The sequence below is a fragment of the Flavobacterium xinjiangense genome (assembly GCF_900142885.1).
GTDB classification, from domain to species: domain Bacteria; phylum Bacteroidota; class Bacteroidia; order Flavobacteriales; family Flavobacteriaceae; genus Flavobacterium; species Flavobacterium xinjiangense.
The window spans coordinates 137934-153248 of sequence record NZ_FRCL01000004.1 but is presented as its reverse complement, the minus strand read 5'-3'; the positions used below and the strand labels follow the sequence as shown (position 1 = coordinate 153248).

The 15315-nt window shown below is 33.7% G+C and carries 11 protein-coding genes; 4 read left to right on the top strand and 7 right to left on the bottom strand.

The features are described 5' to 3' along the window. Nucleotides 1-59: 59 nt before the first annotated feature. The 3 genes from ccoG to BUC23_RS06350 all read left to right on the top strand — a co-directional run bounded on the left by ccoG (nt 60) and on the right by BUC23_RS06350 (nt 2742). Nucleotides 60-1478 carry a cytochrome c oxidase accessory protein CcoG gene (ccoG, locus tag BUC23_RS06360; RefSeq protein WP_073207213.1) on the top strand — a complete coding sequence of 473 codons (1419 nt, stop codon included), beginning with the start codon at nt 60-62 and terminating at the stop codon, nt 1476-1478. Between the two features lie 40 nt (nt 1479-1518). Next, nucleotides 1519-1968, top strand: coding sequence for a FixH family protein (locus BUC23_RS06355; protein ID WP_073207210.1), 450 nt, complete (start codon nt 1519-1521; stop codon nt 1966-1968). Between the two features lie 72 nt (nt 1969-2040). Next, nucleotides 2041-2742, top strand: coding sequence for a sulfite exporter TauE/SafE family protein (locus tag BUC23_RS06350; protein WP_073207208.1), 702 nt, complete (start codon nt 2041-2043; stop codon nt 2740-2742). Nucleotides 2743-2974: 232 nt separating this feature from the next. Here the strand turns inward: BUC23_RS06350 and hemN are convergent, their stop codons facing one another. From hemN to BUC23_RS06320, 6 genes are all read right to left on the bottom strand, one after another. Beyond that, nucleotides 2975-4339, bottom strand: coding sequence for an oxygen-independent coproporphyrinogen III oxidase (gene hemN / locus BUC23_RS06345; RefSeq protein ID WP_073207205.1), 1365 nt, complete (start codon nt 4337-4339; stop codon nt 2975-2977). A gap of 145 nt (nt 4340-4484) precedes the next feature. Beyond that, nucleotides 4485-6497: a DUF349 domain-containing protein gene (locus BUC23_RS06340; protein ID WP_407918675.1), complete on the bottom strand. Its 2013-nt coding sequence runs from the start codon at nt 6495-6497 to the stop codon at nt 4485-4487. A 356-nt stretch (nt 6498-6853) separates the two neighbouring features. Next, nucleotides 6854-7603, bottom strand: coding sequence for a shikimate dehydrogenase family protein (locus BUC23_RS06335; protein WP_073207200.1), 750 nt, complete (start codon nt 7601-7603; stop codon nt 6854-6856). Next, entirely contained in the window at nt 7603-9000 is a 1398-nt protein-coding gene (locus BUC23_RS06330) for a tetratricopeptide repeat protein (RefSeq protein ID WP_073207196.1), read from the bottom strand. Before BUC23_RS06330 ends, BUC23_RS06335 begins: the two co-directional genes overlap by 1 nt. Nucleotides 9001-9333: 333 nt before the next feature. Beyond that, complete coding sequence (locus BUC23_RS06325; RefSeq protein WP_073207193.1) at nt 9334-10524, bottom strand: aspartate aminotransferase family protein; 1191 nt, start codon at nt 10522-10524, stop codon at nt 9334-9336. A gap of 130 nt (nt 10525-10654) precedes the next feature. Then, nucleotides 10655-12280 (bottom strand): OstA-like protein, encoded by a 1626-nt coding sequence (locus tag BUC23_RS06320; protein ID WP_073207190.1) that lies wholly within the window; start codon nt 12278-12280, stop codon nt 10655-10657. Nucleotides 12281-12568: 288 nt separating this feature from the next. Here BUC23_RS06320 and BUC23_RS06315 point away from each other — a divergent pair, with 288 nt between their 5' ends. Next, entirely contained in the window at nt 12569-14440 is a 1872-nt protein-coding gene (locus tag BUC23_RS06315; protein WP_073207187.1) for an alpha-amylase family protein, read from the top strand. A 98-nt stretch (nt 14441-14538) separates the two neighbouring features. On the opposite strand, the gene BUC23_RS06310 is transcribed toward BUC23_RS06315, so the two are convergent. Further along, nucleotides 14539-15309 carry a superoxide dismutase gene (locus tag BUC23_RS06310; protein WP_073207185.1) on the bottom strand — a complete coding sequence of 257 codons (771 nt, stop codon included), beginning with the start codon at nt 15307-15309 and terminating at the stop codon, nt 14539-14541. Nucleotides 15310-15315: the final 6 nt, after the last annotated feature.

Genomic DNA, 15315 nt, shown 5'->3' with positions numbered 1-15315 from the left:
CACTGTCTAAACAACTTTGTCTTTGATATTTTGAGATTAAATATTTAAATAAAAATAAAATGTCAAAATTACCAGACGAAGCTTTTAGAGATACCATTGGAACAATTGACGAAGAAGGAAATCGAAAATTTATTTTCCCTAAAAAACCTTCAGGTAAATTTTATGAGTATCGAAAGTGGGTTAGTTACTTTTTGTTGATTGTACTTGTTGCGAATCCCTTTATTAAGATTAATGGGAATCAGTTTATGATGTTCAATATTTTGGAGCGAAGATTTAATATTTTTGGATTTCCATTTTGGCCACAAGATTTCTATCTCTTTGTTGTTTTTATGATTGTTGGCGTTGTTTTCGTCATCCTTTTTACAGTTATTTTTGGACGAATATTTTGTGGGTGGATTTGTCCGCAAACCATATTTCTGGAAATGGTGTTCCGTAGAATTGAATATTGGATCGAAGGGGATCGCGGTGCCCAGATTCGTTTAGAAAAACAAGAGTGGAATGCGGAGAAAATTAGAAAGAAAGCCTTAAAATGGACTGTGTTTTTAATAATTTCTTTTTTTATAGCCAATGTTTTCCTCGCTTATCTTATCAGTAGCGATAAGTTGTCTTTAATGATTGAAGAAGGACCCGAAAACCATGTAAGTACCTTAGTCTCATTGTTGATTTTCACAGGAGTTTTCTATTTTATTTTTGCCTGGTTTAGAGAGCAGGTTTGTATTATAGCCTGTCCTTACGGAAGATTGCAAGGTGTTTTATTAGATGACAAATCGATTAATGTTGCCTACGATTTTGTTCGCGGTGAAAAAGAAGTGGGCAGAGCTAAATTCAATAAACAAGAAGATAGAGCCTCATCAGGAAAAGGGGATTGCATTGATTGTAAACAATGTGTAAATGTCTGCCCAACAGGAATTGACATTCGAAACGGCGTTCAACTGGAATGTGTGAATTGTACCGCTTGTATTGACGAATGTGATACCATTATGGATGGCATCGGATTGCCAAAAGGGTTAATTCGCTACGCTTCTGAAGATGAAATCGAGAAAAAAGCGAAGTTCAAATTCACGGCAAGAATGAAAGGTTATTCGGCCATATTACTTATTTTGACAGGAATTTTAATAGGATTGTTGTTTTTGAGAACGGATGTTGAAGCAAGCATTTTACGTTTGCCGGGTCAATTATTCCAACACAAAGGTGATAACATCAGTAATATTTATACTTTTAAGATTATCAATAAAACCAATGATGATTTTAATGACATTCATTTTAAATTAGTTGGCATAAAAGGAACTTTGAAAGTAGTTGGAAAACAAGATCTAAAAGTGACAAAACAAGGGATGAACGGAGGAACTTTATTTATTGAAATCAATCAGAATTTATTAGATAGCGATAAGACCAAATTGAAAATTGAAGTTTTCAACGGAAATGAAAAAATTGAGACTAGTACAACTAGTTTTTTAAGTCCGAGAAGCTTTGATTAATACCATCGGTTCTGAGCTTTAAACATAAAAATAAAAAGACATGAAAATTAATTGGGGTACAGGAATCGTGATTGCATTTGCATTATTTATGACCTTCATTTTATACTTTGTTTTCAAAGTTCAGTCGGATTCAAAATATGACAATGAGTTGGTTGTAGAAGAATATTACAAACATGATGTTCATTTTGGCGATGAGATGGTGCGAATTCAAAACGCACATGATTTGGCTCAAAAGCCAATAATTACAAATACTCCAGAAGGAATTACAATTGTATTTCCAGTTGTATTTGTTCCAAAAAATATTAAAGGAAATGTGTCCCTATATAGACCGTCTAACAAAAAATTAGATTTTGAAGTTGCAATTTCATTATCTAATTCTACTTTGCTCATACCTAAAAAAAGTCTGGTAGGCGGTCGATGGGACATTAATATGGAATGGCAATATGATGGGAAATCATATTTGACCAAGGAAACAGTATATATCAATTAGTCTTAAAATCAAAACCTTAAAGTCTCTCGTTTGACTTTAAGGTTTTTGACTTTATGACATTAGGCTAAAACAATGCTTTACACGGCTTTCATTTTCGGTTTAATCAGTAGTTTGCACTGCATAGGAATGTGCGGCCCAATTGCTATGATGCTACCTGTTGATAGAAATAATCCAACGAAAAAAGCTATTCAGATTTTCACGTATCATTTAGGAAGAGTATCTGCTTATGCTACTATTGGTTTAGTTTTTGGCTTATTAGGCAAAGGTTTTTTTCTGGCTGGCTTACAACAAAAATTATCTATATTCATTGGAATAGCAATGATTTTAGTAATTTTAATTCCTGAGAGAGCTTTTGCAAAATATAATTTTTCAAAACCTGTTTTTAATTTGATTTCAAAAATTAAAACAAAACTGGGAAGTCAGTTTAAAAACAAGAGTTACAAATCGTTGTTTACAATAGGTTTGCTCAACGGATTTTTGCCTTGCGGAATGGTTTACGTTGCTTTGTTTGGTGCAATTGCAATGCAAAGTGCTGGTTTTGGTGTTTTGTATATGGTTTTATTTGGATTAGGCACCGTTCCATTGATGAGCAGTTTAATATATTTGAATTCATTCTTGACTATTCCCATCCGAAATAAAATTCAAAAAGCAATTCCTTATGTTGCGGTTATAATTGGTGTGTTGTTTATTTTAAGGGGTCTAGGATTAGGGATTCCTTACGTATCTCCTTCAAATATGAGTTTGTTTGTACAGCAAAACCCGGATTGTCATTAAATTTTAAAATTCATAACATATTAAAGTACACTGAAAGGTTATCGCCAAGACACAGTATTAGTTAGGATATTAAACACGAATTTCACTAATTTTCACGAATTAATTTGTGCAAATTCGCGAAATTCGTGTTTTAATTTTCAATATCAACTTTAAAATTAGTGTAAGGCTGCTTAATCAATTTTATCTGTGTCCTGTTTTAAACTTGTGTACAGACATCAGACCTTAAAGTGTATTAAATTGTCATAGAAAACAGTTCAGTTTCCGGAGCTTTTCGTTTTAAACGCAGATCAAATGCCATGCAAATATTCCTTACGTAGGGTTTTCCTGCATCAGTAACCTGGATTATATTGTCTTTAATGATAAGAAGTCCGTCTTTTTCCATTTCTTTTAATTGAATTAGAATATCCGGAATCTCTTCAAAATAAGATTCATCATTTCCCCACGAAGTTTCAAATTGGCACATTAAATTCAGAATATGTTTTCTAATGATTAGATCTTCATCGGTTAGTAAATGCCCTCTGTAAACAGGTAATTTCCCCCATTCTAAAATCTGGTAATAATCTTCCAGATTCTTTACATTTTGGGCAAAACTAAGCCAACTGTCACTTATTGAAGAAACCCCCAAACCAATCATCAGTTTAGTTTTTGAGGAGCTGTATCCCATAAAATTACGGTGTAGTTTTCCATTTTGAAAGGCTTTATACAAACTGTCAGTTTCCAATGCAAAATGATCCATTCCTATTTCATGATACCCATTTTCATATAATAATTTTTTGCCTGTTTCGTAGAGCATTCTCTTTTTATCATCTTTAGGAATATCTTCATCATTAAATCCACGCTGTCCATTGCCTTTTATCCAAGGAACATGGGCATAGCTATAAAACGCTAATCTATCGGGCTGCAAAGATTTTGTTTTTTCAATAGTATCGATAATATCTTCAATTTCTTGAAAAGGTAATCCAAAAATGATATCATGACCAATTGAAGTATACCCAATTTCTCTTGCCCAGAAGGTAACTTTCGCCACATTGTGAAAGGGTTGTTCCCTATGAATTGCTTTTTGTACTTTCTCGGAGTAATCCTGAACGCCAAAACTTACTCTTCTGAAACCTAAATCATATAGTTTTTGTAAATGTTCATGTGTCGTATTATTGGGATGTCCTTCAAAACTAAATTCATAATCGACAGCTTTATTAGCATGACTTAAAATCCCATTGATCAAATCTTCTAAATTCTTTGGAGAAAAAAAAGTGGGTGTTCCTCCGCCCAAATGGATTTCCTTTATTGTTGGTTTTTCATCAAGAATTTTACAATAGATCGTCCATTCCTTCAAAACGGCTTCTATATATGGATTTTCTAACGTGTGATTTTTTGTGATACGTTTGTTGCAACCGCAAAAAGTACATAAGCTTTCGCAAAAAGGCAAGTGAATATATAGGCTTATTCCTTCTGGAGTATTGCTGGCTGCAAATGATTTTTTTAAAGTTTCAGTCCAAATTTCATTAGAAAAATCAGATTCGTCCCAGTAAGGAACGGTTGGATAGCTCGTATACCTGGGGCCCGGAACATTGTACTTTTGAATTAGAGAATTTTTCATGGAAACGACATTTATCATCTACCAAAAGTAATGCTACAGCTAATTATTTAAAATGATATTTATCATATCAGTAAGATTTCTGCATAAAAAAACCTCGAAATAGAATTTATATCGAGGTTCAATTTTTTTAACTTTTTTTAAAACTTTATTCTTGTTTTAAATTCCTGATTTGTTTCAGTTTTTCTTTCCAAACATCCAAAGTCTCTTTGTGTAGCGCAATGTTTTTACGAACTTCTAAAACAATTGAATTTTCTTTTTTAGCATTTCTGGTATTGGTGAAAAACTGTATATTATTTTCCAATTGAAAAATTTCATTCTTAACTTCTTCGATTTTACGCATTAAGAAAATCTTTTCATTATCTAATTTTCTGGTATCATTACTTTCTGATAAATGGTCCATTCTATTAGAAAAACGTAGCATTTCAGTGTCTTTTTTACTTAAGCTCAATTTTTCAAAAAGGGCATCCAGGATTTTATTAAATTTTCCTTCTATATGTCTTCTCGGAAAAGGAACTTTTCCAAAACCTTTCCAGGTTTCAATGTGCAATTTGATTGCATCCAAATCCGTTTTATGGTCACCAGTCAATTGGTATTCGCGCAACGTTTCCAAGTAGGCTTTTTTACTATTAAAAGCCTGTACTTCTTCGACATTTTCTTCGTTTTTTTGCTCTTTTAATTTTTCAAAATAATGATTACACGCGTCTTTAAAGTCTTTCCAGATTTTATCAGAATATTTTCTAGGAACGTGTCCTATCTGTTTCCACTCCTCTTGAATTTGCTTCATGATGGGAGTTGTGGCATCAAAGTCAAGACTTTCCTGTAATTCTTTAGCTTTGGCAACGAGAGCTGTTTTTTTACTTAAATTGTCATTTTGATCTTTCTTAATGTCTTTGTAAAAAGCATTTTTGAAAGTATTGAAATTTCTGACAGCAGTTTTAAAACTATTCCAAGTTTCTTCATTTACATCAGAAGGTACTTTTCCTGCAGAGAAAAAAGCGGTACGTAATGCCTCTACTTTTTCAATTTGAGCGAGCCATTGCGAATGAGCATTTACTTTTTCAGTTGCTAAAACTTCAATTTTAGAAATAATTTCTTTTTTCTTCTCTAAATTCTCAGCTTCGGTCCCTCTTAATTTTTCAAAAAGAACTTCGCGTTTATCGTGCATTTTTTTTGTTAAGTCGCTGAACTTGTTCCAAATCTCATCACGATGTTCTCTAGAAACCGGACCGATATCTTCTTTCCAAATTCTGTGCAAATCTTGTAATTCGCGAAAAGCTTTATTTACATCCGCTTCATTAACCAATTCTTCAACTCGAAGAATGATTTTTTGCTTTTGCTCTAAATTATGTTTAAAATCTAAATCTCTCGCTTCTCTGTCAAGATGTAAATAATCGTAAAAATTTTCTACATGAAAGTGAAAATTATTCCAAACGTGATTGTACTTGTCTTTTGGAATTGGTCCTGCATTTTTCCATCTTTCTCTTAAATCATTAAAATGTTTTAAGGTGTCTTTGATGTTTTCTTGTGGGTTAATTAACTCTTTTAATTCCTCAACAATCGCTAAACGATTTTCTAAATTAGTTTTTAGGTTCGTTTGTAAACTTTTGAAATGAGTATTTTTTGCGTCTCTAAAGATAGAGTAGTATTTATCAAAATTACTTTTTAGTGGAGAGTGGTATTGAAATTCTTCATTTGGATCCTGATTTTCGGCAAGAAACTCTTCTTTTTTCTCTTCTAATAAATGGGTGTATTTTGCTAAGAATGATTTTTTAATTTCTTCAATATGCTCTTTAGCAGACAGCACTTTTTCATTGCTTACCAGATTTTTCAATTCATCTACCAGAGATTCTAAAGTGAGTGTGTCATAATCCTGCATAGGAATGTCATGACGGTCTTTAAGAGTCTCGTCCTCACTTTCTTCTGCGTTTGTATCAGCAATGGCGTTTAGTGCCGTTTGGTTATCACTTTCTGAAGCAGCATCAGCGGCCGGTAATTCTTCGGCCGAAGGAATTACAACATTATCTTCTGCAGGCACATCAATTGGTTCAGCTAATGGTTTCGTCTCCAATACTTCTGTTTCGGATTGATTTGATTCAGCTGAATCTTGTGCTAAATTTCCATCTGTCTCATTTTCTTTATGGGACAGGTTATCATTCATTTCTTCTAACATTTTTTCAATGTATAAGGTTTTTATTTTTTTTTTCGAGTGCGAAAGATAGTGAAAGCAGTACTAATTTACAAAATAAATCCTTTGATTACCAATTAATTTTGTTGAAAATCATTGATTTAAATTCGTTATGAATTATATGAAATAATAATCTTGCAGGCAATTTTTTTAATTTTTCAGCAAAGGAGTTTTTATAATATGGGAGAAAAAGGTGCTTAATTATATTGCGATTGATTTTCTATAAATAAAAAAACTACAACTTTTCCTGGTTGTAGTTTTAGATGTTGGCTATTATGTATCAGTTCTAAAATTAAATTTTGAGACGAATTGATTAATAGGATTTAATATTATTTATTCCAGATTGCCCAAGCTTTTTCTGCTTGAAAAATTAGCATGTCCAAACCATTTTTTATTTGTGCTCCGTTGGCTTTCGCTTTTTTAAGAAATTGAGTTTCTTCCGGATTGTAAATCAAGTCAAAAGCAATATGTTTTTCCGTAAAATATTCGTAAGGAATTGCTGGAAAAGCATCAATATTAGGACTTGTACCTACAGGAGTCGAATTGATAATTATTTGGTAGTTATCAAATGTAGTGGCATTAATTCTATTGTAGTCAATTGCATTTTCCGTTGCTTCTCTTGATACAAAAGTGTAGAAGATACCCAATTCATCTAATGCATATGCCACCCCTTTTGACGCACCTCCTGTTCCTAAAATCAAGGCTTTTTTATGATGTGATTCCAACAAGGGCTCTAATGATTTTTTGAAACCATAATAATCGGTATTGTATCCTTTCAGTTTTCCTTTTTTTGTGATTTTTACTGTGTTAACAGCACCGATCACTGTTGCTTTTTTTGATAGCTTATTCAAAAAAGGAATCACTGTTTCTTTATACGGAATTGTAACATTTAAACCTTTTAGGTCGGGTGTGTTTTTTATAATATCATTAAATGCCGTTATTTCGGGAATGTCAAAATTCTCATACGTACAACCTTCAAAGTTTTCGCTATTGAATTTATCTGTAAAGTACCCTTTCGAAAAGGAATAATGAATATTTCTTCCCAATAAACCAAAACGTTTTCTTACTACTTCAATCATTACAATTTTTTATGTTTTGCGATATAATTTTGCACCATTTTTCTGGTCCAAACCACTGGAAATAAATCTTCAATAATAATGTAATTTTCAAAGTTTAACCTCATTGCGTTGCTTAAATGAAATTTCGCTTTTGTATTGTCCTGAATCATAAAGTACAGTCCAGCCAAACGATATTCGATTTCATTTTCTTCAGGGAAATATTCTGAAGCTTGCAATAAAGTTTGTATGGCACTTTCGAATTCACCTAAAAACTGAAGAATGTCAACCCAAAACAACCAAGTGTCCAGTTGGTAATCACCAAATTCTACTGCTTTTCTATAACCAAATTCAGCTTCCTCAAAGAAGTTCAACTGTTTGTTTATAGAAGCAAATCGTTTCCAATATAATCGATTTTGATTGTCAATAGCCAATGCTTTATTGACATAAAAAAGTGCTTTCTGATAGTTTTTTTGTCGAACATAGAAATCAGTTATGGCAATCCAACCCTTGTCTAAAAGTGGATCTTCGTGCACTGTTTTGTTGAAATATTTCAACGCTAAAGCCTTGTTTCCTAATTTCTCGTGGCATTTTCCTATTCGGAGTAAAGCATAAGAAGTGGCATCGTCTAATTCGATGGTTCTTTCATAACTTTCAATTGCTTCGGCGTATTTTTTTAATCGCTCGTGTGCTTTGGCTTTTTCCATAAATGCACCAAGGAATTCATCATCAATTAAGGTTGCATAATCAAAAGCACGTATTGCATTTTCATACTCTTTTACCCCATAATGTAAACGGCCCAGCTGATGCCAAGCGATTTCGCTATATGGATTTTTGTCAATGTATTTATTCAAATACATTATCGCTTCTTGATTTTGATCTAAAAATTCGAAACAGTACACTACGTTATACAATGCGGATTGGTCTTCAAAATCTTCCTCAAGGCATTTAATAAAACTTTCTTTGGCCAATTCTAGATTGTCCATAAAAAGGTATTCCATGCCTATTAAGTTATAAACATCGGCGTAATCATCCGTGAATTTTAAAGCAATTTTCAATTGCTCAACTGCTTTTTCGTGTTGGTCTCTTTTAGAACAAATATTTGCTTTTTGAATATAAATTTCTTCATTGGTAGGTTCGATAGCATACAACTCATTTAATAGCTTTTCAGCTATTTCAAGTTTGTCATCGTAAACAAGCATTTCTACCTGAACTAATTTTAGTCCTGTAGATTTTGGATGTTGATCCAATGCCAGTTTTAGAGCTTTTTTTGCCAAGGCGGCCTTACCCATATCGATATAATGAAGAATAATTTCTTCAAATTCTTCGGAGTCAAAAAAGAGAACTTTGTTGGTTTTCAACATGGACTCAAATTTGGACAGGGATAAGTTATAGTCTTCTTCTTCGTTGCTTAATTGCATACTGTGTGTTTTTAATTTAGCCTAAATAAATTTAGGGAATCGTGCTTGTAATGTGAGGGAAAGTTAGAATTGTTGTGAACAATTTAATTAACAAAAATAGCTTTGGTTTAAACTGATGCCATAGCCCTGATTACTTCACTGTACTTTTATTTTAATTGGAGTTCAGTGAACTTCGTTTGAAGTGTAAATCCTTTCCTGACCTGACATTGTTTTCAGGTTCCCAAAACTCGTTCAGGGCAGGAAAGATTACTTCACAATACTCATGTTTTTATTGGAGTTCAGTGAATTTCATTTGCAACGGATAGCAGGAAAAAGCTCCCAATTGCGATATTTTTAAATATTTTTGTTCAAAATTTCATTCATTACTTCAAGGATGATGTCGCAACCTTCTCGTATTTCTTTTTCAGAAATGGTAAGAGGAGGTGTTATTCTTATGGCACATTCTTCAAATAATAACCAAAATAAAATTAGTCCTTTGTCTTGACATTTGAGAATCACTTCATTTGTAATATCGGCACTTTTTGTCATCGCGGCCAGCATTAATCCTTTTCCTCTTATATCTACTATCAAAGGATGTACCAAAAGTGATCGGAATAGGTTTTCTTTCACCATCGCTTCGGCCATTAGATTGGTCTCAGTAATTTCCTGCAAAGTCGCCAAGCAGGCTGACGCAATGACAGGGTGGCCTCCAAAAGTCGTGATATGTCCCAGTTTTGGGTCATGACTCAACAAATCCATCATTGTTGATGAAGCAGTAAAAGCGCCCACAGGCATTCCGCCGCCCATTCCTTTTCCCATTACCACAATATCAGGGACGACATCGTAATTTTGGAATCCGAAGAGTTTTCCTGTTCTCCCGAAACCCGGTTGAATTTCATCCAGAATCATCATCGCACCAACTTCGGTACAACGTTGACGCACTTTTTTAAGGAAATTATTGTGAGGTTGAATAAATCCAGCACCACCTTGAATGGTTTCAAGAATTATTCCTGCTGTTTTTGTTGTTATTTTTTGTAAATCTTCTTCGTTATTAAAGGTAATAAAATCGACATCTGGTATCAGTGGACGAAAAATTCGTTTGCGTTCTTCAAATCCCATCACACTCATCGAGCCCATGGTGTTCCCATGATATGCATTGTGACAAGAAATCAACTGGCTTCTTCCAGTGGTTCGTCTGGCGAGTTTTAAGGCTCCTTCAATGGCTTCTGTTCCGGAATTCACCAAATAGGTTTTTTCTAATGGTGCGGGCAGGAGTGAGGCTAACAATTTGCAATATTGGACTGCCGGACTTTGTGAATATTCTCCGTAGACCATCACATGCGAGTATTTGTCCAGCTGATCTTTAATCGCTTGATTGACTCTTGGGTGTTGATGTCCTAGCGGACAAGCGGAAACTCCAGCCACAAAATCCAAGTATTTTTTATTTTTGGTGTCGTAAATATAGGAACCTACAGCATGTGAAACTTCCATTCCTAATGGATAAGGGGAGGTTTGCGCTTGGTATTTTAAGAAATCGGTATTCAATTTTTTTGAAATTTAACCGCAAAGTTCACGAAGTTTTCCGCAAAGTTCACGAAGTTTTTAAAAGTGTTTTTTAAATCTACAATCTGTTATCAGTTACTTCAGACTGAAAACTGAGACTGAAAACTGAACACTATTTCTTGCCTTTCTTCTTATCGTAGTTCAATGTTTCCTTTCGGATTTTCATAGGAACATCTTTTTTGGCTTCGTCAGCTTTAGTAGCTTTGGCTATTTTAGCATTATCTTCATTTTCTTCCGGTGGAAATATATCATCTTTTGATTTAATTCTTTCGTCACCACGCCAAACTAATCCTCTTAACTTTCGGGCATTTTCAGGCAAATCTTTTTCAGGGTAAATGTCCCCATCCACTTGTTTGAAAAAAGTAATACTTTCTATGGCATTTTTTTCTAAAATAAGATTGATTTTACTACTGACATTTTTATTGATACCAATGAGTTCCTTGGCATCATTACGCATATAATAAATGACCTCAGTATTTTTTACAATATCAACATCATGGAGTTTTCCTTCTTCGAATTTTCCATAAAGGTTTTGCCCTTTTACTTGATTGTATCCCGTTCCCAATGTGTCTTTGGAGACCAGAAACGTATTGTTGAGTACTTTGAGAGAATCAAGTTTTTGGGTCGCATTATTTCCAACAAGATGCATGATATCGCCTGTAATTTGGCTTTCTCCATTCCAAAGTATTGGGGTTCCGATCATTTTTGTCAGGGCTGTTTTTGAACTCGAATGTATCGAATCACATTTACCGCTCATGTCGGTTTTGAAAAAACGGACATTGTTAAAAGCGCGTATGATACGATCACCTTCTTTACCGGTTACCATCAATTTTTTTCCATGAATGTAAACCGAATCATTTTCGACAAAGTTTATTGCCACCGCTCTTTTGGTTACAAAAACAGAATCCTTTTTTTTATATAATTCGGCGTAATGTCCTTTAATAATTCCTCGATTAATGGAATCCGTTATTTTTACATTTCGTGTTGCAGATGCAAATTCCCTGTTTCGGTCATAATATAAACTGTCACCTCTTATTACACGATCGTCGTACTTTATATAGGATTTCTTTACAAAGTGAGCCAGATTTTTTTTAGTGTCATAAAATCCTTTTTCGGTATATATATAGTTGGCTTTACTGGTGATTGTCGAAGGTCCAAAAAGGTAGGAGTGACCGGAATTACTGTAATAATCCAAATGATTGGATTTTATTACATATGTTGGATTGGTAATCGTAACCGCTGTAAGGAACTGAAACTTTTTTTGTGCAACGTAATATTTTCCGGATTTACTGCTTAAAGTATTCTCTTTATTAGTAATTGTGCCTTGCGTGTTGTAAAACACTTCTTGTGTGTTTCGGTCAAAGTTGATGGTGTCTGTTGCTAAAGTTGCATCTGGAGAACTCATTACAGCATTTCCGGTAGCAAAAGCTTTTTTTACGTTACCATTGTATTCAGCATATCTACTGTTTAAAAATAAAGTATCCCCTTGAACTAATTGCACATTTCCAAAAGCTTTTATATAGTTTTCTTTTTGAAAGTAATAGGCTTTGTTGCAAGTCAGAACGACACCGTCATGATTGACACGAACATTTCCCGTTAGCAAAAAAGCATCTGGTATTTCTACCTGATTTACATCGGCAAAATCAGAATGTTCAACAATGATTTTTTTTGGGGCTTGAGCCAAAACTAAATGTGTACCAAGCAGAATTAAACAACAGCGAAATAGGAATTTCTTCAATGGATTTATTTTTTGTCAAATTTATGAAAAAGGTTACAATCCTAATCGATATTAGGATTTATTTATAATACTTGAAAAACGCTGAAAAAACGATGTAATTTCGGTTTTAAAGTTATTAACAAATAAAGCTACTCTTTCGTTGTAGTAGTTCTTTCAAAGCGTGTATTCGTTTAAATTTAGAGCGATCTTCTCTTCTTTCTCTAAATTATATTAAATTTAAAAATTGAATAAATAAATAAGTTAAATTATCTCAAAAAAGCGAATTGAAACCAGCATAAATAATTTTATATGATAAAAAAAACGATTATAGTTGCAGGGATTAGCGTAGTGCTTTTGGCAACCGCTTGCAAAACAAAAGATTTAAAAATGAATGCAGAAAAGAAAGAGATAGTCTCTGATAAAAAGATTGTAGTATATCAAGTTTTCACCCGATTATTCGGAAATAAAAATACCACTAATAAACCTTGGGGAACCATAGAAGAAAATGGAGTTGGGAAGTTTAATGATTTCACCGACAAAGCCCTTCACGAAATAAAGGATTTGGGCGCAACTTATATTTGGTATACCGGAGTTCCACACCATGCTTTGATTCGGGATTATACTGCAATAGGAATCTCTATTGATGATCCGGAAGTTGTAAAAGGACGGGCAGGTTCTCCATATGCAGTAAAAGATTATTATAATGTAAATCCAGATTTGGCCGTAAATCCTGCAAATCGTTTGCAAGAATTTGAAGCATTAATTGCCAGAAGCCATAAAGCGGGATTAAAAGTGATTATTGATATTGTTCCTAATCATATCGCACGCAAATACGAAGGGAAAAATAATCCAGCTGGAGTTAAAGATTTTGGTGCTGATGATGATGTTTCAGTTGGATATAAAAGAGATAATAATTTCTATTATATTCCAAATACTCGCTTTGAAATACCAAATACTGCCAAACCTTTAAATGGAGAAAAGAATCCTTTAGTTGATGGAAAATTCGAAGAATATCCAGCGAAATGGACTGGAAATGGTTCTCGAATGGCAAAGCCGGATAAGAACGATTGGTACGAAACCGTAAAAGTAAATTACGGAATTCGCCCCGACGGTTCTAAGGATTTTCCAGAGCTTCCAACTGGTTTTGATACTAAATCGTATCAGGAGCATTACAATTTTTGGAAAGATAAAAACGTTCCTGATTCGTGGATAAAATTCCGTTCCATTGCTTTGTACTGGACTGCTAAAGGAGTAGATGGTTTCAGATATGATATGGCAGAAATGGTTCCTTATGAATTTTGGAGTTATATGAACTCAGCTGTAAAAATGGCTAATCCAAATGCTTTTTTATTAGCTGAAGTTTACAATCCCAAGGAATATAGAAATTACATTCATCTGGGGAAAATGGATTATTTGTATGATAAAGTAGAAACTTATGATAAACTGAAAGATATTATTAAAGGAAAATCATTGCCTGATGGACTATCTGATATTCAAAAGGGGATGCAAGACATTGAACATCATATGTTACATTTTCTGGATAATCACGATGAGCAACGTTTAGCAAGCCCTGAATTTGCAGGAACACCGCAAAAAGGAAAACCATTGATGATTGTTTCAACTGCGATAAGCACTTCGCCAACTATGGTTTATTTTGGACAGGAAGTAGGAGAAGAAGGAAACGAAAATGCTGGTTTCGGTACACATTCCAGAACTTCAATTTTTGATTATGTTGGTGTGCCAAATCATCAACGTTGGATGAACGGTGGAAAATTTGACGGAGGCCAACTCACACAAGACGAAAAAGACTTGCGTGATTTTTATAAGCGATTGCTTAATTTTTCAATTAATAGTTCTGCATTAATGGGGAAATTCGAAGAAATTCAAACTGTAAATCGTCACAATACAAAAGGGTATGATCCTGGAATTTATTCCTTCACACGTTGGTCTGACACTCAAAAATTGATTGTGATTGCAAATTTTTCTTGGCTTACCACGAGCAATTTCGAATTAAAAATTCCTTCAGATATTATCCAAATATGGAATTTGAAAGACGGAAATTATACATTGACTGACCAATTGTATAAAAAGAGTGCTGTACAATTGCAGGTTAAAAAGGGTGAAGGAAAAGCCCAAATTACTATTGCTCCATCAGAATCATTTATTTATCAGTTGAAATAACTCAACTGTAATACGTTTTTTAATTCTTAATTTCTATTTATAAAAAATGCTGTTACAAATTTTGTAACAGCATTTTTTTTATCTTAAAACTGAATTGACTACTTCTTTACAGCGGCATCATAGTTTTCGGAAACTTTGTTCCAATTGATTACATTGAAAAAAGCATCTACATAATTTTTTCTTTTGTATTGGTAATCCAAATAATAAGCATGTTCCCAAATATCTAAGGCTAGGATAGGTTTTCCTTGAATTACTGCATTCACCATTAACGGATTGTCTTGATTTTGAGTGCTTGTAATTTGTAGCTCACCTGCTCTGTCAACCACTAGCCATACCCAGCCAGAACCAAAAAGTTTAACGGATTCGTTTTTGAATAATGACGTAAAATCTTCAAATGTTCCAAATTTTTTGGTGATTGCGTCTGCTAAAACATCTTTAGGTTGTCCACCAGCTTTTGGAGCCATACATTGCCAGTATAAGGTATGATTGTAATAACCGCCTGCATTGTTCCGGATGCTCGCATCATTCAAGTCTAATTTAGCTAACACTTCTTCAATCGTTAGGTTTTCCAATGGTGTTCCTGCTAACGCCCTGTTTAAATTATTGGTATACGTTAGATAATGTTTAGAATAATGCATTTCTAATGTTGCAGCCGAAATATTTGGGGCTAATGCATCGTATGAATAAGGTAGTTTTTCCAACTGAAAAGAACCTTCGTTAGCTTTGACATCTTCAGGAAGTCCCATCGCTAGTTTTTCTTGAACTGTAGGAAGCGGAACGTCTACAACTTCAGTTAATTTTTTATTATTACAGGATAGTAATAATGAAACTAACAGTAAGTTAGATAGTAAAAAAATATTTTTTTTCATTTGGAA